21 protein-coding genes are annotated in these 21060 nt (G+C 65.9%); 7 read left to right on the top strand and 14 right to left on the bottom strand.

Annotation, left to right across the window (positions count from 1 at the left end; genetic code table 11):
• Nucleotides 1-17: 17 nt before the first annotated feature.
• Together LXM55_RS21195 and LXM55_RS21190 are read left to right on the top strand one after the other, a co-directional pair.
• Nucleotides 18-2462, top strand: a complete 2445-nt coding sequence (locus LXM55_RS21195; protein WP_233322170.1) for a TonB-dependent siderophore receptor — start codon at nucleotides 18-20, stop codon at nucleotides 2460-2462.
• Nucleotides 2463-2889: 427 nt separating this feature from the next.
• The gene (locus LXM55_RS21190) at nucleotides 2890-3279 is read left to right on the top strand and encodes a hypothetical protein (protein WP_233322169.1); all 390 of its coding nucleotides are present in this window, start codon (nucleotides 2890-2892) and stop codon (nucleotides 3277-3279) included.
• A 73-nt stretch (nucleotides 3280-3352) separates the two neighbouring features.
• Here the strand turns inward: LXM55_RS21190 and LXM55_RS21185 are convergent, their stop codons facing one another.
• Entirely contained in the window at nucleotides 3353-4504 is a 1152-nt protein-coding gene (locus LXM55_RS21185; protein WP_233322168.1) for an MFS transporter, read from the bottom strand.
• 232 nt (nucleotides 4505-4736) lie between these two features.
• Between LXM55_RS21185 and LXM55_RS21180 the strand changes: the two genes are divergently transcribed.
• Nucleotides 4737-5207, top strand: coding sequence for an Lrp/AsnC family transcriptional regulator (locus LXM55_RS21180; protein WP_060840234.1), 471 nt, complete (start codon nucleotides 4737-4739; stop codon nucleotides 5205-5207).
• Nucleotides 5208-5210: 3 nt separating this feature from the next.
• On the opposite strand, the gene LXM55_RS21175 is transcribed toward LXM55_RS21180, so the two are convergent.
• Nucleotides 5211-6101, bottom strand: coding sequence for a LysR family transcriptional regulator (locus LXM55_RS21175; protein ID WP_233322167.1), 891 nt, complete (start codon nucleotides 6099-6101; stop codon nucleotides 5211-5213).
• Nucleotides 6102-6199: 98 nt separating this feature from the next.
• On the opposite strand from LXM55_RS21175, the gene LXM55_RS21170 reads away from it, so the two are divergent.
• The 4 genes from LXM55_RS21170 to LXM55_RS21155 all read left to right on the top strand — a co-directional run bounded on the left by LXM55_RS21170 (nucleotide 6200) and on the right by LXM55_RS21155 (nucleotide 9505).
• Nucleotides 6200-7198, top strand: a complete 999-nt coding sequence (locus tag LXM55_RS21170) for a cyclase family protein (protein WP_233322166.1) — start codon at nucleotides 6200-6202, stop codon at nucleotides 7196-7198.
• A 32-nt stretch (nucleotides 7199-7230) separates the two neighbouring features.
• On the top strand, nucleotides 7231-7665 hold the full coding sequence (locus tag LXM55_RS21165; RefSeq protein WP_233322165.1) for a RidA family protein: 435 nt from the start codon (nucleotides 7231-7233) through the stop codon (nucleotides 7663-7665).
• A 75-nt stretch (nucleotides 7666-7740) separates the two neighbouring features.
• Entirely contained in the window at nucleotides 7741-8736 is a 996-nt protein-coding gene (locus LXM55_RS21160) for a diaminopimelate epimerase (RefSeq protein ID WP_233322164.1), read from the top strand.
• Between the two features lie 109 nt (nucleotides 8737-8845).
• Complete coding sequence (locus LXM55_RS21155; protein WP_233322163.1) at nucleotides 8846-9505, top strand: hypothetical protein; 660 nt, start codon at nucleotides 8846-8848, stop codon at nucleotides 9503-9505.
• A gap of 12 nt (nucleotides 9506-9517) precedes the next feature.
• On the opposite strand, the gene codA is transcribed toward LXM55_RS21155, so the two are convergent.
• The 12 genes from codA to LXM55_RS21095 form a co-directional block, all read right to left on the bottom strand.
• Nucleotides 9518-10774, bottom strand: coding sequence for a cytosine deaminase (gene codA / locus LXM55_RS21150; RefSeq protein WP_233322162.1), 1257 nt, complete (start codon nucleotides 10772-10774; stop codon nucleotides 9518-9520).
• A gap of 179 nt (nucleotides 10775-10953) precedes the next feature.
• Complete coding sequence (gene codB, locus LXM55_RS21145; protein ID WP_233322161.1) at nucleotides 10954-12225, bottom strand: cytosine permease; 1272 nt, start codon at nucleotides 12223-12225, stop codon at nucleotides 10954-10956.
• Between the two features lie 166 nt (nucleotides 12226-12391).
• Nucleotides 12392-12589, bottom strand: a complete 198-nt coding sequence (locus LXM55_RS21140) for a helix-turn-helix transcriptional regulator (RefSeq protein WP_060840226.1) — start codon at nucleotides 12587-12589, stop codon at nucleotides 12392-12394.
• The gene (locus LXM55_RS21135; protein WP_233322160.1) at nucleotides 12586-12960 is read right to left on the bottom strand and encodes a hypothetical protein; all 375 of its coding nucleotides are present in this window, start codon (nucleotides 12958-12960) and stop codon (nucleotides 12586-12588) included. Before LXM55_RS21135 ends, LXM55_RS21140 begins: the two co-directional genes overlap by 4 nt.
• 85 nt (nucleotides 12961-13045) lie before the next feature.
• Nucleotides 13046-13669 (bottom strand): NUDIX hydrolase, encoded by a 624-nt coding sequence (locus tag LXM55_RS21130; RefSeq protein WP_233322159.1) that lies wholly within the window; start codon nucleotides 13667-13669, stop codon nucleotides 13046-13048.
• Nucleotides 13670-13770: 101 nt separating this feature from the next.
• Nucleotides 13771-14742 (bottom strand): oligopeptide/dipeptide ABC transporter ATP-binding protein, encoded by a 972-nt coding sequence (locus tag LXM55_RS21125; RefSeq protein ID WP_233322158.1) that lies wholly within the window; start codon nucleotides 14740-14742, stop codon nucleotides 13771-13773.
• The gene (locus LXM55_RS21120; RefSeq protein WP_233322157.1) at nucleotides 14739-15734 is read right to left on the bottom strand and encodes an ABC transporter ATP-binding protein; all 996 of its coding nucleotides are present in this window, start codon (nucleotides 15732-15734) and stop codon (nucleotides 14739-14741) included. The genes LXM55_RS21125 and LXM55_RS21120 overlap by 4 nt, the downstream gene beginning before the upstream one ends.
• Complete coding sequence (gene ddpC / locus LXM55_RS21115) at nucleotides 15731-16630, bottom strand: D,D-dipeptide ABC transporter permease (protein WP_233322156.1); 900 nt, start codon at nucleotides 16628-16630, stop codon at nucleotides 15731-15733. Before ddpC ends, LXM55_RS21120 begins: the two co-directional genes overlap by 4 nt.
• 1 nt (nucleotide 16631) lies before the next feature.
• Nucleotides 16632-17648, bottom strand: a complete 1017-nt coding sequence (locus LXM55_RS21110) for an ABC transporter permease (RefSeq protein ID WP_233322155.1) — start codon at nucleotides 17646-17648, stop codon at nucleotides 16632-16634.
• A gap of 118 nt (nucleotides 17649-17766) precedes the next feature.
• Nucleotides 17767-19344, bottom strand: a complete 1578-nt coding sequence (locus LXM55_RS21105) for an ABC transporter substrate-binding protein (RefSeq protein WP_233322154.1) — start codon at nucleotides 19342-19344, stop codon at nucleotides 17767-17769.
• Nucleotides 19345-19493: 149 nt separating this feature from the next.
• On the bottom strand, nucleotides 19494-20051 hold the full coding sequence (ddpX, locus tag LXM55_RS21100; RefSeq protein WP_233322153.1) for a D-alanyl-D-alanine dipeptidase: 558 nt from the start codon (nucleotides 20049-20051) through the stop codon (nucleotides 19494-19496).
• 32 nt (nucleotides 20052-20083) lie between these two features.
• Nucleotides 20084-20944 (bottom strand): MurR/RpiR family transcriptional regulator, encoded by an 861-nt coding sequence (locus tag LXM55_RS21095; RefSeq protein ID WP_233322152.1) that lies wholly within the window; start codon nucleotides 20942-20944, stop codon nucleotides 20084-20086.
• Nucleotides 20945-21060: the final 116 nt, after the last annotated feature.

Genomic DNA, 21060 nt, shown 5'->3' with positions numbered 1-21060 from the left:
ACAGGACTGCCGCCCCCGTGAAAAAACTCGCCCTTGTTTGTGCCGTATCTCCGTTGCCCGCCCGCCGCTGGCTGCCCCTGGCTCTGGCCCTGGCGGTCAGCGCCGCCTTGCCCCAGGCCTATGCGGCGCCCGCCGTCGGGGCCATTCATATCCAGGCCCAGCCCTTGGGCCAGGCCCTGAGCCAGCTGGGTTTGCAGACCTCGTTGCAGCTATTCTTCAGCCCCGAGCTGGTGGCCGGCAAGCAGGCGCCGGCGGTGGACGGCAACCTGTCCGCGGAACAGGCGCTAGGCCAGTTGCTGCAGGGCAGTGGCCTGCAATACCGCATCGAAGGCAGTTCGGTGACCCTGAGTCCGGCGCCGGCCGCCAACGCCGGTACCCTGCAACTGGATACCAGCAATGTCAGCGTGGTGGGTGACTGGCTCGGTGATGCCGATGCCGAAAAGGTGCAGAACCACCCAGGAGCGCGCACGGTGATCCGCCGCGAGGCCATGGTCGAGCAGGGCGCGATGAACGTCGGCGACGTGCTGCGCCGGGTGCCGGGGGTGCAGGTGCAGGATGCCAACGGCACTGGCGGCAGCGATATCGCCCTCAATGTCGGCGTGCGCGGCCTGACCTCGCGCCTGTCGCCGCGCTCCACGGTGCTGATCGACGGCGTGCCGGCGGCCTTCGCCCCCTATGGCCAGCCGCAGCTGTCGATGGCGCCGATTTCCTCGGGCAACCTGGACAGCATCGATGTGGTGCGCGGCGCCGGCTCGGTGCGCTACGGGCCGCAGAACGTCGGCGGGGTGATCAACTTCGTCACCCGGGCAATCCCGGATAAAGCCACCGGGGAAATCGGCACCACCCTGGAAACCTCCCAGCACGGCGGCTGGAAGCATATCGACACGACCTTCCTCGGCGGCACTGCGGACAACGGCCTGGGGGTGGCGCTGCTGTATTCCGGAGTCAATGGCAACGGCTACCGCCAGCGCAACAATGGCAACGATATCGACGACGTGATGCTCAAGACCCATTGGACGCCGACGGATCAGGACGATTTCTCGCTGAATTTCCACTACTACGACGCCACTGCCGATATGCCCGGCGGCCTGACCCAGAAGCAGTACGACGCCAGCCCATATGACTCGGACCGTGACTGGGACAACTTCAGTGGCCGGCGCAAGGATGTGTCCTTCAAGTACCAGCGCCAGGTCGATGAGCGAACCCAGTTCGAAGTCCTGACCTACTACTCCGACAGCTTCCGTGGCAGCAACATTGCCGCCCGCGACCAGAAGACCCTGGTGTCCTACCCGCGCACCTACTACAGCTTCGGCATCGAACCGCGGGTGTCCCATGTGTTCGACCTGGGGCCTACTACCCAGGAAGTCAGCCTGGGTTATCGCTACCTGAAGGAAGGCATGCATGAAGAGGCCAGTCGCCTGGCCCTGGTCAACGACCAGCCGGTGGTGCGCCCGGGTTCCGACGGCCATGTGTATCAGGACCGTACCGGCGGCACCGAGGCCAATGCCTACTACATCGACGACAAGATCGATGTCGGCAACTGGACCATCACCCCGGGGATTCGCTTCGAGGACATCAGCACCAACTGGCACGACCGGCCGGTGCGCGGCACCAATGGCGTGCGGGTGCAGGAGAAGCGCCGCAGCATCGACAGCAACGAAGCGCTGCCGGCCCTGAGCGTGATGTATCACCTGTCCGATGCCTGGAAGCTGTTCGCCAACTACGAGACTTCCTTTGGCAGCCTGCAGTACTTCCAGCTGGGCCAGGGCGGCAATGGCGACCAGACCGCCGACGGCCTGAACCCGGAAAAGGCCAAGACCTACGAGGTCGGCACTCGCTACAACGATGATGTGTGGGGCGGTGAGGTGACGCTGTTCTACATCGACTTCGACGACGAGCTGCAATACATCAGCAACGATGTGGGCTGGACCAACCTGGGCGCCACTCAGCACCGGGGCCTGGAAACTTCCCTGCACTACAACCTGGGAGCCCTGGACCCGCGCCTCGACGGGCTGACCGCGAATGCCGGCTTCACTTACACCCGGGCCAGCTATGAAGGCGAGATTCCTGGCTTCAAGGGCCGTGACCTGCCGTTCTATTCGCGTCAGGTGGCGACCCTCGGCTTGCGTTACGACATCGACCGCTGGACCTACAACATCGACGCCTTTGCCCAGTCCAGGCAGCGTGCGCCGGGAACCGGGATCAATGCCGATGGCAGTTTCAATGGCAACTACATCACGGCCGGCAGTGCCGATGGCCAGTACGGCGATATGCCGGGTTATGTGCTGTGGAATATCCGCGGGGGTTACGACTTTGGTTCGCAGCTGTCGAACCTGAAGCTGGGGGCCGGGGTGAAAAACGTTTTCGACCGGCAGTATTTCACTCGTTCCAGTGACAATAACTCGGGGATTTATGTGGGGGCGCCGCGGACGTTCTTCGTCCAGGCCAGTGTGGGGTTCTAGGGGGCAGCTCCAAGCGGCAAGCTATCAGCCGCAAGCCGCAAGCCGCAAGTCGCAAGCCGCAAGCCGCAAGCCGCAAGCTTGGAGCTTATCGCTTGAAGCTTGCGCGGGGTTTGGTCGCTTTCTTTTGTAAGGCAAATCCGAGAAACTGCGGGCCGCTTGAATGCGCCTGGTGGGCGGGCTAGGGTGCCTGGGTCATCGCCAAATCGATGACTCGGATGTGCAAGTCCGAACTCTGCAAAGGCGCACAAGCGATCAGCACTGATTGGTCGTTTTCATGTCCGCTGCGTTATGGCGGCCGTGCGCGGGAGATCTTCGGATCTGCCGGGTGTCCTTGCAGACTCGGTCTTGCACACCTGCGTACGGCTGCCACCCTTATTCGTGTGCAAGCGAACGGTGTCGGCTCCTTTTATCTGTAAGGAGTTTGACCATGAAAAAGATCGTTCCCGATCCACCTACTTCCTATCGCGATCCCCAGCTCAAGGCCGCCAATGCTTCCGTGCGTGAAGCGCTGGCCCGGCATCCATTGGACCTGGCGATGTTCCAGTTCAAGACCACGGCCCAGGTCGTTGCTCTCGACTCGCTGTTCAGCGTGCGCCCGGATGTGGGCGTCGAGGAGGCGCTGGTGCATGTGGCGTTGCTGCTCAAATGCGCGGAGGAGGTCAGTGATGAAATCACCCGGCAGGGCAGTGGCCTGGAGACTGGGTTGATCTGGTCCATGGTGCATTCGGTGGAGATGGCGCGGGCGGTGGTGGAGGCGTTGCTTGATGGCGCTCCGGGAGACGCTGTTGGCCTGGGTTCTGCGGCGTTGTTGGAGTAGGGGCAGGAAGATCAAAGGCCACAGTCACAGCTGCAAGCTGCAAGCCGCAAGCCGCAAGTTTGGAGCTTGGCGCTTACAGCTTGAGCACCTTGCCGCTGGCGGCCACTGCCAGCAGCAGCACGGCGATCAGGCCGAAGGCCGCGCTCAGGCTGCTGCCATGGGCAATGAAACCGATCACCGCGGGGCCGGCAAGGATGCCGGCATAGCCCAGGGTGGTGATGGCCGGTACGGCGATGCTTTCCGGCATGACCTGCTGTTTGCCCACGGCGCTGTAGAGCACCGGCACGATGTTCGAGCAACCCGCGCCCACCAGGGCATAGCCCAACAGCGCCGCTTCCCAGGCCGGGGCCAGGGTTGCCAGCAGCAGGCCGGCGGCGGCGGTGCTGCCGCCGATGACGATCACCCGGCGCGCGCCCAGGCGATGGACGATGGCATCGCCGGTCAGGCGGCCCAGGGTCATGGTCAGGGCAAAGGCGGCGTAACCCAGGCCGGCGTAGGCTGCATCCAGGTCGCGCTCGGCGGTGAGAAACACGGCGCTCCAGTCCAGCACCGCGCCCTCGGCGAGGAATACCACGAAGCACAGGCAGCCGATGAACAGCACCACGCCATGGGGCACGGCAAAGGCCGGGCCCGAGCTCTGGCTGCCATAGGGCAGCATGTGCGGCGCGGCCTTGAGCAGCGCCAGCAGCGTCAGGACGATCACCACCAGGGTCGCGCCCAGCGGCGACAGGCCGAGGCCGAGCAAGGCGCTGACCCCCGCGGCGCCGACGATCCCGCCCAGGCTGAACAGCCCGTGAAAGCCCGACATCATGGTCTTGCCGCTGGCCCGTTCGACGATCACCGCTTGCAGGTTGACCGTGGAGTCCACGCCGCCTAGGCCCGCGCCGAACATGAACAGCGCCGCCATCAGCAGCGGGATCGAGCTCAGGGTCGCCAGCAGCGGCAGGGCCAGGCAGATCAGCAAGGTGCCACCGGCCATCACCCGGCGGCAGCCGAAGCGCCCGGCCAGGGCCCCGGCAATCGGCATCGCCAGGATCGAACCCACCCCCAGGCACAACAGCAGCAGGCCCAGGGTGGCTTCGTCGAGCCCGGCCCGAGCCTTGGCGTAGGGCACCAGCGGGGCCCAGGCGGCAATGCCGAAACCGGCGATGAAAAAGGCGATGCGGGTGGACATCTGTTCGAGGCGGCCGGGGGTGGCCTGTATGTGGGTGTTGCTGGCAGTCATAAAAATCCTTGGCGATGAAACTCGCTGCCGGCCACCTGATGCCCCCATGGCGTGATGGCGGCCGGGTCGGGGATTGTGACAAATCCAGCCAGTGAAGGTTGCAGTAATCGCCACGGCGCTGCGCCAGGGCCGGAAATAATAGTGCGCAAGCCGGCGCGTTGTTTCGCATAATCGGCCGCTTTGCACAAAAACATTGCAGCGCGTGCCGTCCGTCTCCGGAGTTTTCCTGCCCATGAATGCCAGTCTCGACGCCTATGACCTGAAGTTGCTCGCCGAGCTGCAGCGTGACGCCAGCACCGCGCAAAGCGAGCTCGGGCTGCGGGTCAACCTGTCCACCGCCGCGGTCAACCGGCGGCTCAAGCGTCTCAGCGACGAGGGCGTGATCGAGCGCTACAGCGCCATCGTGGCTCCCGATGCCCTGGGGCACGAGCTGAGCATCATCGTCGAGGTGGAAGTGGAGAGTGAGCGCATCGACCAGATCGACGCGCTCAAGCGCAGTTTCCAGGCCTGCCCCCAGGTCCAGCAGTGCTACTACGTGGCCGGCGAGTGCGACTTCGTGCTGATTTTCTGCGTGCGCAACATGGCCCAGTACACCCAGCTGACCCGCGAGCTGTTCTTCGACAACGCCAACGTCAAGCGCTTCAAGACCCTGGTGGCGATGAACCGGGTCAAGGTCGGCCTGGACGTGCCTACGTCCGGCTGAGGTTCAGGGCGCCTGCAGCGCTTGCACGAGAAAATCCACGAACACCCGGACCTTCTGCGACAGGTGGCGCTGGCTGGGGTACAGCGCATAGATATGACGCTCGGCCAAGTGCTGCTCCGGCAGCACCCGCAGCAGCTGGCCGCTGTCCAGCAACGGTTGGGCGACGAACCCGGGCAGCGCGCCGATGCCCAGGCCGGCCACCAGCATGTCGGCCAGCAACAGGCTGTTGTCCGCGGAGAAATGCACCGGCAGCTCCAGCCGGGTCTGGCCTTCGGGGCCTTGCAGTTGCCAGCGCCCCGGGTGTTCCGCCAGCCGGTAGGCCAGGCAGCGATGCTGATGCAGGTCGGCAATGCTCGCCGGCGTGCCGACTTCTTGCAGATAGCCCGGCGCGGCGCAGATGAGCTGTTCCACTTGCCCCAGGTGGCGGGCGATCAGCGACGAATCGTCCAGTTGCCGGCGAATCCGCAACGAGACGTCGAAGCCTTCGCCCACCACGTCCAGCACCTGGTCGTTGAGGGTCAGGTCCACCTGCAATTGCGGGTAGCGCTGCATGAAGGCCACGAGGATCGGCGACAGCACCTTGAGCCCGAAGGACAGCGGTGCATTGACCCGCAGGCGCCCGCCGGGTTCGTGCAGGCCGGCCTGGGTGGCCCGTTCCAGGGCGTCCAGCTCGTCGAGCAGGTGGCAGCATTCGCTGAAGTAGCGCTGCCCGGCCTCCGACAGGCTCATGCGCCGGGTGGTGCGCAGGATCAACAGGCTGCCCAGGCGTTCTTCCAGCTGGCGCACCTGTTTGCTCACCGCCGCCGTGGACTGCCCGAGGTCGGCGGCGGCCTGGCTGAAGCTGGAACGCTCCGCCACCCGGCGAAAGGTGCGCATGGCCATCAGCACGTCCATATTGTTTCTCCTGGGTTGAATATGTATCCACGAAACCGCTGATTATCTCTGATCGAGCACTCAATACCATGGCCACTTCATTTCACAGGAGTGTTGTCATGGCTCATCGCGCAATGTCGAAGATGGTTTCCGGGGTGTTGGCCCTGTCCCTGCTCAGTGGCCTGTGCAACGCCGCCACGGCGTCCCGGCCCGAGGTGGGCATCAGCCCCTGGGGGCCCAGGGACGAGATCGGTCGCCTGAACCTGATCACCCCCGAGTCCCGGGCGGCGATCATGGCCCGGGTCAGTGGCGCGCAGGCCTATGACCTGGCGGTGGACTACTTCGTCGGCATGCCCAGCTGGCAGGCCGCCGGCGACCCGCCGTACCAGATGTGGATGACCCACACCCCCCACGGCAACGTGATCGCCGACCCGATGCAGGTCGGTGAACCGATGAACCAGCACGTCAGCTACAGCGGTTCGGCGGTGTCGATGTACGCCCACATGGGCACCCATATCGATGCCCTCAACCACTTCGGCCTCAACGGCAAGATCTGGAACGGCTACCGCGCCGACCAGCACCTGGGGGACCGCGGCTGGAACGTCACCGGCGCGGAAAAACTGCCGCCGATCATTGCCCGCGGGGTGCTGATCGATGTCGCCGCGGCCAAGGGCCTGGAGCAATTGGCGGACAGCTACCGGGTGACCCGCGCCGACTTGCAGCAGGCCCTGGCCCGGCAGAACGTGGCCCTGGAAAAAGGCGATGTGGTGCTGATCCGCACCGGGCGCATGCGCGACTTCGACAATGCCCAGCGCTACATGGCCAACCCGCCGGGGCTGAGCCTGGACGCGGCCCGGTTTCTGGTGGAAGAGGGCGGCGCCATGGTGGTGGGGGCCGACAACCTGAGCTTTGAAACCTTCCCCTCCGAGGTCGAGGGCAACTACCTGCCGCTGCACACCTACCTGCTGGCCATGCAGGGCGCGCCGATCATGGAGCTGGTCAACCTGGAAGGCCTGTCCCGGGACAAGGTGTACCAGTTCGCTTTTATCGGGGCTTCACTGAAACTGCGCGGTGCGGACGCAGCGCCGATCCGCCCCATGGCCTTGCCCATTCGCTGAGTTGGCGGATGGCTTTTCTTCAGGAGATCACTATGTCCACCCAGCCTTCATCCCTGCCCGTGCTGGCGCTGTCCAACCCGGCCGGGCTCTATGACCCCAGCGCCAACGGTTATTCCCATGTGGCGCAAGTGGCCGCCGGTGCCCGCCTGGTGTTCGTCGCCGGGCAGGGCGGCGAGACCGCCGATGGCCAATTGTCGGCGGACTTTGCCACCCAGGTGCGCCAGGCCCTGGCCAACCTGCAGACTGCCCTGGCCAGCGCCAGCGCCGGCGCCGAGGTCGGCCAGGTGGCCAAGCTCACGGTGCTGATTGTCGACCACAGCCAAGAGCGGCTGGTGATCTTTGGTCGGCAGTTGCAACAGCTGTGGGGGGCTGCGCCGACCCCGGCCTGCACCCTGATCCCGGTGCCGCGCCTGGCCCTGGACGGCATGCTGTTCGAAATCGAGGCGATCGCTGCCTTGCCGTCCTGAGCCTGAGTTCCCCTCTGGTGGAGCCGCTGCATTCTCCGTAATGTCAGCGGCTCGGTTTTTTCTGGAGGCGGTGTCATGGCGGCGTTCTACGATGCACGGGGCAATATCTATGGGGTGGTGACGCCCGCTGCGCTGCGTGGCCTGGGCGTTGCCTTGCCCGGCAGCGCGGCCCAGGCGGCCCGGGACCGGCGCCTGTGGGCCGAACAGGCGATCGCCGCGCTCTGCGACTGGGCCCCGGGCACCCGGCCAGCCGGGGCCAAGGCCCACCGCAGCGACGGTCTGCTGGTGGGGCCGTTCCAGGCTCAGGCGCCGTTCGACCTGTTAATCGTCAACACCGACGGCACCCTGGCCGAGCGCAGCGGCAATGGCCTGACGATCTTTTCCCAGGCCCTGGCCGAACAGGGGCTGCTGGCAACCCAGGGGCCGACGCTGTTGCAGGTGCATCACGATCAAGCCACGGGCGCCTCGCCGGTGGCCACGCGGGTGGAGCCGGCGCAGGTGGCGGGGCAGCAGGGTTTCTGGCTGGATCTGGGCCAGCCGTCCTTCGGGCCCGAGGCGGTTGCGGCGATCGGTGTCGAGGCCGTGACTTTCAACGGTCGCGAGCTGAGCCGGGTGGCGCCGTTGCAGGCGCTGAACCCGCTGTGGGAGCACAGCCAGTTCGTGCGCATCGGCAACCCCCACTGCGTGACGCTGGTGGAAGAGGCCGATGCCTTGCCGAGCAACCCGCAGATGCTCGCGGCGCCGCTGGCCGAAGGGCTGACCGCTACGGCTTTTGCCTTGCCCCTGGGCAGCGGCGAGCCGTGCCCGGCGGGGGTCAACCTGCAGTGGGCGACGCGCGAGTCGGCGCAGCGCATCGTCGCCCGGGTGTTCGAGCGTGGCGAAGGACCGACCGCCTCGTCGGGCACCAGCGCCAGCGCTGTGGCTTGCGCGGCGTGGCGGGTGGGCTGGGTCAAGGCTGGCGAGGTGCAGGTGGTGATGCCCGGCGGCACCGCGCCGTTGCTGTTGCAAGAGCGCGACGGCGTGTTGACCCGGGTGAGTCTGTTCGGCACGGCGCTGGCGCTGGCTGAGTAAGGGCGGTGCCTATGCGGTGGCGGCGTGCAAAACGCCTGGCATTTCTATAGCGTGGCGGCAGTCGCGGCTCATCTCCCGCTACAGCCCACCTCTCTGGAAAGGATTCGACATGCAAAAAGGAATGCCCCGCCGAGCCTTGCTCAAAGGCTCGGTTATGGCTCTGGGGGCTTTAGTCGCTGGCAGCCTTGGCGGTTGCCTGACCAGCCAGCTGTACGAAAGCCGCGCCAGCAATGAGGTCTATACGGAAACCGTGAGCCAGTTCTATATCACGGCGGACGCGCAGAGCTTTGTCATCCTGGGCAAGAAGTACCACTACTTCGTGGTGGTCGATCCTGAATTGCTCAAGGCTATCCAGTCGGACCTGCACGGAAAAATGCAGGCCGAGTTTTCGCAGATCCTCATCAATGCGGGGCAGAACCTGGACGGTAACCTGCTCCTGAGAATTCCCGGGTTGGACCAGCTCGACGCCCAGCAGATCGAGGCAGCCAAGGCCTTGGGTTTCGTGGTGGAGAGGTCGCAGAACGCCCTGTTGCACAGCTATGCCATTCGCGGCAGCCGCTTTAAGTCCAAGCGGGATATCAGCGCCTATCAGGCCAACCCGTTGAACAGCACCTACACCTTGCAGTTCTCGGCGTACCGCGAGAAGAGCAAGGTCGGCCAGGTGCTGCTGACGCCGGTGACCCTCACCGCAGACGGCGTATTGACGATCCTCGCCCTGCCGCTGTTGCCGGTGGCGTTCATGGCGGCCCAGCCGTTTCGGGTCAAGTAAGCATCACCACCGTCAGTCGCCGGCCAGTTGCACCTGGGCCATCTGCCGTTGCATCAGCACCTTGCCGTGGCGGATCGAATACAGCGGCAGGCCTTGGCTGCGGATCATTTCGTAATCGCTGTCGGCCGAGAGGATCAGCAGGTTCGCCGGCCGACCTTCCTCAAGGCCGTAGCCCTCGCCCAGGGCCAGGGCCTTGGCGCTGTTGTCGGTGACCAGGTCCAGGGCGTTCTGCAGGTTGCGGTAGCCGAGCATGTGGCAGATGTGCAGGCCGGCTTCGAGCACCCGCAGGATGTTGCCGTTACCCAGGGGGTACCAGGGGTCGACAATCGAGTCCTGGCCGAAGCACACGTTCATTCCGGCTTCCAGCAGCTCGTTGACCCGGGTCACGCCGCGGCGTTTCGGGAAGCTGTCGAAGCGCCCCTGCAGGTGGATGCTTTCGGTGGGGCAGGAGACGAAGCTGATGCCCGAGTGCCCGAGCAGGCGGAACAGCTTGGCGCAGTAGGCGTTGTCGTAGGAGCCCATGGCGGTGGTGTGGCTGGCGCTGACCCGTGAGCCCATGCCACGGCTGCGGGCTTCTTCGGCCAGCACTTCGAGAAAGCGCGAGTGCGGGTCGTCGGTTTCGTCGCAGTGCACGTCCACCAGGCAACCCGTGCGTTCGGCCAGGTCCATGAGGAACTTCACCGAGCTCACGCCCTGGTCGCGGGTGTATTCGAAGTGCGGAATGCCGCCCACCACGTCGGCGCCCAGGCGGATGGCTTCTTCCATCAGTTCGCGACCGTTGCGAAACGATTCGATGCCCTCCTGGGGGAAGGCGACGATCTGCATATCGACCAGGTGCCCGGTCTGTTCGCGCACCTCGAGCATGGCCTTGAGGGCGGTGAGGTCGGGGTCGGTGACGTCGACGTGGGTGCGCACGTGCTGGATGCCGTGGGCGGCCAGGGCGCGAAGGGTCTTGTGGGCGCGGGCGCGGGTGTCTTCGGCGGTGATGGTGGCCTTGCGTTCACCCCAGCATTCGATGCCTTCGAACAGGGTGCCGCTCATGTTCCAGCGCGGCTCGCCGGCGGTGAGGGTGGCGTCCAGGTGAATGTGCGGTTCGACGAAGGGCGGCACCACCAGGTTGCCGCCGGCATCCAGGTGCTCGGGGCCGAAGGCCGGCGCGGCGGTGGGGGCGTCCGGGCCTTGCAGGACAATGCGGGCGATGCGGCCGTTTTCCAGGTGCAGTTGGTGCAGACCTTCACGGTGGCGCAGGCGGGCGTTGGTGATCAGCATCGGAGCGTTTCCTCGGGTCAGGCAATCAGCGTTCAGCCGTGGGATCTGGGCGCTGGCCCTTGCCCCACGGTCGTTGGGCTGTCCTTGCGCCGGCCGCGACAGGGCCGGTGGGAGGGACAGGGAGTTTCGTGACCGGGCCATGATAGACCCGGAACGCGTCGAGTAAGCAAGGCGCGGGTTCAGCCCCGAGCCTCGGCGGTGGCGGGCGAGCGGGCGCCCAGCCAGGCGCTGAGGAGGATATAGCTCAGGCTTGCGACGGCGATGCCCACCAGCGGTGCGACCCAGGGCGAGCAGAACGCCGCCAGGGTGCCCAGGCCGTAGGCGAGCAGGCCGGGCCAGTTCCAGGCGGGCAGCTGGCTGTCGGCCAGACGCGGGTAGCGGCCGCGCCAGCGGTAGAAGAAGTCGGCCATGATCACCCCGCCAATTGGCGGGATCACCGTGCCCAGCAGGATCAGGTAGGGCACCAGCAGGTCGTACATGCCGAGCATCGCCAGCAGGGTGCCGATCAGCGCGCCCACCAGGGTCACGGTCTTGCGCCGCTGGGTGCGCAGCAGGTTGCAGCCGGCCACCGCGAAGTTGTAGATGGTGTTGTCCTGGGTGCTCCAGATGTTCAACAGCAGCATGGCCATGGCGGCCGTGGCAAAGCCTTGCAGCAACAGCACTTCGACCACGTCCGGCTGCTGGTAGACGATGGCGCCGTAGGCGCCGATCAGCACCATCAGGCCATTGCCGATGAAGAAACCGATCAGGCTGGCGCTCACCGCCACCCGTGCCGAGCGGGAGAAACGGGTCCAGTTGGTGGCCTGGGTGGCGCCGCTGACAAAGGTGCCGAACACCAGGGTGATGGCGCTGGACAGGTCCAGGCTGGCGCTTGGCGTGACCCCCAGCAAACCGTCGAGGCCGCCGATCTGCCGGGTGGCCACCCACATCGACAGCACCAGCAGCAGGCCCATGGCCGGCACCGCGATCCACGACAGGATCTCCAGGCCGCGATACCCGACGTAGGCGGTGGCGCAGAAGGCCATGCCGAACAGCAGCATCAACCCCAGCACCGCGCCCGGATCGAGTTGGAAGTACTTGCCCAGCACCACCGCGGCGGTGGCGGTGCCCCAGGCGTACCAGCCGACCTGGGTCAGGCCGAGGATCAGGTCACTGAGCTTGCTGCCCCGTTCACCGAAGCAGAAGCGCCCCATCAGCACCGTGTTCAGCCCGCTCTTGAAGGCGATGTAGCCCAGGCTCGCGGCGTAGATCCCCAGCAGCAGGTTGCCGAGGACAATCACCGCCAGCAGGGTGGTGAAGTCGAACGCCACCCCCAGCTTGCCGCCGGCGAACATGGTGGCGGTGAAGAAGGTGAAACCCAGCAGCACCATGGCCATGGAGGCCAGGCCCTTGCGGGCGTGCTGCGGAACTTCGCTCAAGGGGTAGTCGTTGCCGGGTTCGTGCTGGGTCATGGGCCTGTCCCTGGTCGCAGTGGTGCCTCGCTGTTGCAGGCGCCGTGCCAAACGGGCCGCCGGAGCGGGTGCCCCAGCAGTTATAGCCGATGCCTGCGGGCCTGCCCCGGCTGCAGGCCGCGCCGGGGCGAAAATGGTGCACGGGCGCACTGCCTCGTGGCCGGGGTCAGTCCTGGTCGGGGTTGAAGATGCTTTCGATAGGCATCTGGAAGGCCCGGGCGATCTTGAACGCCAGGGGCAGGCTGGGGTCGTAGCGCCCGGTCTCGATGGCATTCACCGTCTGCCGGGACACCTCAAGCCGGGTGGCCAGCTCGGCCTGGGACCAGCCTTTGAGGGTGCGCAATTCGCGCAGTTGGTTGTTCATCGGTAGCGCCGCCAGCCGACCACCGTGGCCAGGGCCCAGACCAGGCCCATCACTGGCCACACGTAGAACATCGAGAGCCGGGGCAGGCCGGCGGTTTCCAGGAAGCCGTAGCTGAAGGTGATCAGCGCGGTGCAGACAAAGGACAGCCCCAGGGCTTCGAGCTGGATGCGCCGGGCCAGTTCGTCCATGCGCCGCAACTGGCGCACCACCGCCAGGGCCATGGCCACCATGGGGATCACCGGCACCAGGGCCAGGGTGATCTTGCCCGGGCCCGGGCTCATGTCAGCCAGCCAGTGGCTGCTCAAAATCACACAGGCGATATAGGCCAGCAAGGCCAGGCTGAATTCCCCGAAATAGCGTTTGGTGCCCATGGGCGATCTCCTTGAGTAAAGTGTCCTTTACATTAGGTGGGGCGATTTTTCATGTCAAGGGTACTTTACATTGACCGCGTCATGCTCAGTCGAACAGGGCCACGCTGCGCCGGCCTTCGTGGAAGTCGAAAGCCTCCTGGATATCCCGTTCCACGGTGCGGCCCTGGGACAGCGGCGGCAATTGGTCCGGGGCGAAGAACGCCGCGTCGCTGGTTTCGCTACCGGCCACCGGGGCCTCGGCGTCTTGCCGTTCACAGAGAAAGTACAGCTTGTAGAAGTCTCGGTGATCCGGCTTGTAGGGGCCCTTGGCCTTGTGCCGCAGGCCGTACAGCTGGCGCACCGAGACCTGGAGCCCGGCTTCCTCGTGGATTTCCTTGATGATGTTCTGCGCCGCCGACAGGCCCACATCGGCATAGCCCCCGGGCAGGGCCCAGAGGCCGTCGTGCTGCTCGCGCACCAGGAGGATCTTGCCGTCCTCGATCAGCGCGCCGCGCACTTCGACCATCGGCGTCGAGTAGCGCTGGGCAAAGTCCGAGACCAGATCGGTGATGCGCTCCACGGGCACGTTGCCCAATTGCGCGAGCATGTCGTGGGCAATGTCGGCGACTTCCTGGTAGCGCTCGCGATCATGCACGTCCCGGCAAAAATGCAGGCCGGTGGAGGCGATGGCTTGCAGGCGTTTGGCGTGGGTCAGCCAGCTGCTTTCCATGAGAGAGGTTCCTGCGACGTCAGAGAGAAGGCGCTTGTTTTAAGCCCTTGGCGCGCAGGGAGCAAGCACCACGCCGTGGCCGGCGGCGTGGTGCCGGTGGATCACCCTGCGAGGTCTTGCCGATGGCAACGCACTTGCTGCGCCGCGTTGCCCAGCAACGGTTGCGGCTGTTCGCAGCCCGAGCCACGGCGGTTGCAGCGGTCGAAGAAGAAACAGCCGCTGGGCAGCTTGCGGTTGCCCGGCAGTTCGGTGGGCGCCGAGACCTGGCTGTCCGCCAGGGGCGCGCCGAGGCGTGGCACCGCATCCAGCAGCAGTTGGGTGTAGGGATGGCGCGGCCGCTCCAGCACTTGCTCGGCGCTGCCCAGTTCGACGATCTGCCCCAGGTACATCACCGCCACTCGGTCGGCCATGTGCCGCACCACCGAGACGTTGTGCGAGATCAGCACGAAGGTCAGGCCGCGGCTGCGCTGCAGGTCCGCCAGCAGGTTGAGGATCTGCGCCTGCACCGAGATGTCCAGGGCCGAGGTCGGTTCATCGAGGACGATGATGTCCGGGTTCGACGCCAGGGCCCGGGCAATGGCGATGCGCTGGCGCTGGCCGCCGGAGAACTGGTGCGGGTAGCGCTCCAGGTATTCGCTGCGGATGCCCACCTGCTGCGCGACCTTGGCGGCGATCTCGCGCATCTGCGCGGCCGGGGTATTGCCCAGGGCGAACAGCGGCTCGGTGATGATCTTCCAGATCGGCAGGCGCGGGTCGAGGGACGATTGCGGGTCCTGGAACACGATCTGCACATGGCTGTGGCGTTCGCGGTCGCTGGCGTAGGCCCAGCGCAGGTCGCCGCTGCTGGGCTTGACCAGGCCCATCAGCAGTTGCGCCAGGGTGCTCTTGCCGCAGCCGGATTCGCCAACGATGCCCAGGGTTTCCCCGGGGCGCAGTTCCAGGTCGATGCCGTTCAGCGCGTGGGCGAAGGCCCGGGGCCGGCCCAGCCAGTCATTGCTCAGGGGGAAGCGTACCTGCACGTCGTTGAGGCGCAGCAGCGGCGCGTTGCCGGTTTGCGAGGCGGTGGCGGTCATTGGGCGGACTCCGGGGCGGCCAGCCAGCAGGCACTCTTGCGCTGCTCGCCGGCGTTGATCGAATGCAGCGGCGGCCGTTGGGCACACAGCGCCATGGCCTGGCTGCAGCGCTCGCGGAAGGTACAGCCGCCGGGCAGGTGGGCAAGGTTCGGCACCTGCCCGGGAATGGTCAGCAGCGGCGCGCCGGGAGTGACTTGTTCCGGCAGGCCGCTGAGCAGGCCGCGGGTGTAGGGATGCTGCGGGTCGAGCATGACCTGGGCGGTGCTGCCTTGCTCCACCACGGCGCCGGTGTACATCACGTAGACCCGGTCGCAGAACTGCGAGACCACCGCCATGTCGTGGGTGATCAGGAGGATCGCGGTGCCCCGTTGCCGGGCCTTCTCGCGCAGCAACAGCAGCACCTGGCGTTGCACCGTGACGTCCAGGGCAGTGGTCGGTTCGTCGGCGATCAGCAGTTGCGGGTCGCAGGAGAACGCCAGGGCGATCATCACCCGCTGGCGCATGCCGCCGGACAGCTCGAACGGGTAGGCCTGCAGCACCTGCTCGGGGTCGGCGATGTGCATGTCGCGCAGCAGGTCGATGGCCTTGGCCCGGGCCTGGTCCTGGCTCAGGCGCTGGTGATGGATGATCACGTCGAGCATCTGCCGGCCGATGCGCCGGGTCGGGTTGAGGGCGGTCATCGGCTCCTGGAAGATCATCGCCGCGTCGCGACCACGGATCTGCAGCAGCTGTTTTTCCGGGGTGGCGAGCATGTCGCGGCCCAGCAGCGAGAGGCTGCCGGAGGTGATGCGGTAGCTGCGCTCGGGCAGCAGGCGCAGGCTGAGCATGGCGGTCACTGACTTGCCCGAGCCGGACTCGCCGACCACGCCGACGATCTCCCCCGGGTTGACGTGCAGCGACACGCCGTTGAGGGCCTGCACATTGCTGCGGTAGGCGGGGAATTCCAGGCTCAGGTTATCGATGTTGAGAACGGCGGATGAACTCATGGTCATTTTCCCTGTTGCCGTGGGTCGAGCAGGTCACGGATGCCGTCACCCAGCAGGTTGAAACCGGTGGCGGTGAACAGGATCGCCAGCCCGGGAAAGGTCGAGTACCACCAGTTGTCGAGGATGAAGTTGCGCCCGGTGGCCACCATCGCCCCCCATTCGGCGGTGGGCTGCTGCGCGCCCAGGCCAATGAAGCCCAGGGCCGAGGCCATGAGGATAGCGCTGCCGATGTCCAGGCTCAGTTGCACCAGCAGCGGCGGCATGGCGTTGCGCCCCACGTGCCAGCTGACGATGTGCCAGCGCCCGGCGCCGTAGGTCTGGGCGGCCTTGACGTAGCCCATCTGGCGGATGCTCAGGGCCTGGCCCCGGGCCAGGCGCACGTAGAACGGAATGCGCACCAGGGTGATCGCCAGCATGGCGTTGAACAGGCTCGGGCCCAGGGCGGCGGCCAGGGCCATGATCAGTACCAGCGACGGCACCGAGAGCATGATGTCCATCAGGCGCATGATCAGGCTGTCGAAGCGCCCGCCGATGATCCCCGACAGGCAGCCCAAGAGGCCCCCGGCCAGGCACGAGGCGAAGGCCACGAACAGGCCCACGCCCACCGACTGGCGGCTGCCGTGGAGCACCCGGCTGAACAGGTCGCGGCCGACTTCGTCGGTGCCGAACCAGTGGCTGGCGCTGGGGGCGGCCAGGCGCTCGGCGAGGTTCAGGGCGTTGGGGTCATGGCTTGACAGCCAGGGGGCGAAGGCCATGCACAGCAGCACCAGCAGGGTCATGCACAGCCCGGCGATGGTCAGCGGGCTTTGCCGCACGCGGTAGCCCAGGTAGGCCAGGCGCGCGCGCCAGCCGTTGGCCTGGGCCACGGGCACCGGCAGGGGAATGTTCAAGGGAGCGGACATCTCAATTTACCTCGCCAATGCGCGGGTCGATCACCCGGTACAACAGGTCGATCGCCATGTTCAGCAGCACATAAATGAACGACACCAGGATGGCGAAGCCCATCACCGCCGGGAAATCCAGGGCCTGGATCGACTTCACCACGTAGGCGCCCATGCCTGGCCAGGCGAACACGGTTTCAGTCAGCACCGCGCCGTACAGCAGGTCGCCCAGGGTCAGGCCGAGCACCGTCACCGAGGGGATCAGCGCGTTGGGCAGGGCGTGGCGCAAAATCACCGCCCAGCGCGACAGGCCATAGGCCCGGGCGGTGCGGATGTAGTCCTCGCCGAGCTGGTCGAGCATCGCCGAGCGGATCTGCCGCGCCACCACCCCGAGGTTGACGAAGCCCAGGGTCACCGCCGGCAGGATCAGGTGCTGCAGGGCATTGAAAAACAGCGGGATGTCCCCGGCCAGCAACGCGTCGATCAGGTAGAAGCCGCTGATCGTCGGTGGCGGTTCCAGGCCCTCGTCCAGGCGCCCGCTGCCGGGCAGCCAGCCGAGGTGGCCGTAGAACAGCACGATCAGCCCCAGCCCCAGCCAGAACGCGGGGGTGGATATGCCGGTGACCGCCAGGGTGCGGGCGATCTGGTCGATGAAGCGGTTGTGGTAGACCGCCGACAGCACCCCCAGCGGCACGCCCACCAGCACCGACAGCAGCAGGGCGGCCAGGGCCAGTTCCAGGGTCGCCGGGAAGAAGCTCTGCAGGTCTTCCAGCACCGGGCGGCTGGTGCGGATCGAGGTGCCCAGGTCGCCGTGCAGCAGGTCGAGCATGTAGCGCCCGTACTGCTGGTACAGCGGCAGGTCCAGGCCCAGCTGGTGGCGGATGTTCTGCACGATGGCATCGCTGGCCCGGTCGCCGGCGATCAGCCGCGCCGGGTCACCGGGAATCAGGTGCGAGATGGTGAAGGTAATCAGCGAAACCCCGACCACGACCAGCAACAGGCCGAGCAGGCGTTTGCGCAACATATTCAGGAAGGCCATGAGGCAACCTCGTTAACGCTTGACGAACGGCGGGGGCAACAGCGGCGCCCCACCGGGGACACGGCAACCCGGCGCCGACCCGGTTCAGGGGCCGGCGACCGGGGGGGAACGGCCGGTCCTACTTGCTGATTTCAGCGATGTTGAACACCTGTTCCAGCATCGGATGGAACACGTAGCCCTTCACCGAATCACGCATCGGCAGGCTGTAGTTCTTCTGATACAGGTAGGCGTAGACGTTGTCCTTGAGGACGATCTTCTGCGCCTTCTGGTACAGCTCGATGCGCTTGGCGGTGTCGTTGGTGGCCGCCGCCTCGCGGATCAGGCCGTCGACTTCGGGGTTGCTGTAGAACGAGCGGTTGCCCGGCAAGCCCTGCAGGCTGGAGTCGAACCAGAAGTTCATGAACATGTAGGGGTCGGCGAAGTCCGGGCTCCAGGAGCCGATGGCCACGTCGTAGTCACCCTTGCCGACCCGTTCACGCATGGTGGCGTTGGCCAGTTTTTCCATCTTCAGGTTGATGCCCAGCGGCGCCAGGCCTGCTTGCAGGGTCAGGCCGATGGATTCCCAGTTGGCGTCCTTGTCCGAGTACAGGTAGGTCAGGTTGCTGATCTTCTGCGGGACCTTGGCCAGGCTGGCCTTGGCGCCGTCGAGGTTCTGCTGCATCAGCGGCAGGCTCGGGTCGTGGGCCCACATGCCGTCGGGGATCGGCCCGTTCATCAGCTTGGCCTGGCCCTTGAGGATGCCGTCGACGATGCCCTTGTAGTCGATGGCCTGGACCAGCGCCTGACGCGCCTCGACGTTGTTCAGCGGCGCGCGCTGGTTGTTCAGGTACAGGTAGTTGACCCGCAGCGAGGGGAAGGCCTGGATCACGATTCCGGACTTGCCGGCCAGGGTGCCGAGCTGGTCTTCGGGCATGTCCTCGATGATGTCCAGGTCGCCGCGTTCCAGTTGCAGGCGGCGCACCGAGGCTTCGCTGATGATCTTGATCACCACCTTGTTCAGGCTCGGCTTGGGGCCGGCGTAATAGCTGTTGGGCTCCAGCGTCAGTGCCTGGCCCTTCTGCCAGTTGCTCAGGCGGAAGGCCCCGGAGCCGGCGGTGTGGGTCGACAGGTAGGCGTTGACGTCCTCGCCCTTGTTGGCAACGTCCGGGTTGATGATGCCGCCGCCGTTGTGGGCCAGGGTGTAGAGGAAGGGCGCGTAGGGTTTTTTCAGGGTGAAGCGCACGGTCAGCGGGTCGACCACGGCCACGCTCATGTCATCCGGGAAGGCCCCGGACGGGCCTTGCTTGAGCTGCATCAGGCGGTCGAAGGAGAACTTCACCGCGGCCGCGTCCACCGGCTTGCCGTCATCGAACTGGTTGCCGGGCTTGAGCTTGAAGTCCCAGGTCAGGTTGTCGGCGGAGGTGCTCCAGCTTTCGGCCAGGTCGCCCTGGACTTCGGTGCTGCCCTTGCCGTTCTCGACCTTGTAGGTCACCAGCTTCTGATAGGCCGGGTAGGTCACGGCCCAGTCGTTGTTGTCGATGGTCACGGCCGGGTCGAGGGTCTGCGGGTCGGCGGCCTTGCCGATCATCAGGGTGTCCTTGGGCGCGGCGGCGCTGGCCGCCTGCCACGTGCCCAGGCTCAGGGCGGCGCACAGCAGCGACAGGGCGACACGGGTGGACAGACGCACATCAGGGTTATTGCGCAGATTGGGGGTCATGCCGGTTTCCTTGATCATTCGATGTTGGGAAGTTCGTCAGGTTTTTTATAAAAGCTATAACCGGGCAGTTGGAGCTGAAGCGGTGTTGCAGTACGACCGGCTTGGGGCAGTGGGCTGCCTGTTGTTGTGGCCGGCTGGGGAACGGGACATCAGTGTTCGAAGGGCTGGTCGTGCTCCTGGATCAGGGGGAAATCCTCGGCGTTGGGCAGCTCGTAGTGCCACCACTCGGTGGGAATCGCCTCGAAGCCGGCGCTGAGCATGATCCCCAGCAGCAGCAGGCGATTGCGCTGCACCTGGGGCGGCAGGTCGCTGTAGAACTGGTGCGACTTGGGCTCCATGGCGTCGAAGGCGGTGCCCATGTCCAGCGCCTGGCCGGTTTCATCCACCAGGGTCAGGTCCACCGCCACGCCGCGGGTGTGGTGCGAGCCCAGGCGCGGGTCGCGCACGTAGTCCGGGTCGGGCAGGGCCTGCCACAGCAGCTGCTGGGCGTAGGCCGGGCGGTAGGCGTCGTAGATGCGCAGGCCCAGGCCGGCCATGCGCGCCAGCTGGCTGGCCTTGTACAGGCAGGCGGCGGCGTCCTTGTGCAGCAGGCAGCGGGCGTTGCGGTAGATCACCTGGCCGGCCAGGTTGTCGGCGCTGGCGTAGACCAGGTCGATTTCCAGTTGGTGGCGCTGGGCGTCGATTTCGACAAGGGGGCTGTTGTTCACTCACTCACTCCATCTTGGGACAGGCTTGAAGGTCAGGATTCGAACTGGCCGAAGGCTTCCTGCAACGCTCGGTTCTTCGCCAGGCGTTCATCCAGGCGCTCGCCATAGCCCTCGGCCACCGCGGACACCATCAGGTTGAACAGGCAGGTCAGCGGCGCCAGGGAATCCCAGAACTGGCCGACATCGGTTTTCAGTTGCAGCAGGTCCAGCGGGTAGTCCCGGGCCCAGGGGCATTGCAGGTCGGTGACCAGGGCCAGGGGCAGGGCGTTGGCGTTGGCCACTTCGCAGAAGGTCTGGGTGATGGCGGAGTAGGCGCGAAAGTCGGAAATGATCGCGTAGGGCTTGGCGAAGCCCGAGTTCAGGGTTTCCGCGTAGATGCCCGACAGGCCGTCGACGTAATAGACCTTGGGCCGGATGTATTCCAGGTGGCTGTGGAAGGCGTTGAGGATGCCCCGGGTGGACTGGATGCCGATGATGAACACCGCGTCGGCCTCGACGATCTGCCGCACGATCGCGGCGAAGGCCGGGCTGCGGGCCAGGCCGTAGACGTGCTGGATGGCCTCGATCTCGCGGTGCATGGAGCGTTCCAGGGCGTCGTCCTGATGGGCTTCGCTGCGAAAGGCGCCGAGCCGGTCGGTGATCAGCCAGGAGGCCGGGGCATCGCCGCGCAGGCCTTGCTTGACGTCATCCAGGTTGCGGTAGCCCAGCGAGCGCAGGAAGCGCCCCACGGAAATGCCCGTGGTGCCGGCTTGCTGGGCGATGCTGTCGGCGGTCTCGAAGGGCAGCTGCTGGAGGTTGGCCAACAGGTAGGTGGCGATGCGCTTGCCGGTCGGCGTCAGGCTTGCAAACTGCTGTTCCAGGGTGACTTGGAAACTGTTCTTGTCCATGGCCATCTCGCAAGGCGTTCGCGGAAAATGTTATCGATGTTTCATTTTTGTGATTGGTGTTAGAAACATAACATCGTCCTTCGCGGCAAAACAAGGCTTTTGTGGTGCTGTGTCGTTTTCCG

It is taken from the genome of Pseudomonas sp. Au-Pse12 (assembly GCF_021341665.1).
Lineage (GTDB): Bacteria > Pseudomonadota > Gammaproteobacteria > Pseudomonadales > Pseudomonadaceae > Aquipseudomonas.
The sequence above is the reverse complement of the archived record's forward strand: the minus strand, read 5'-3'. Positions and strand labels throughout refer to the sequence as shown.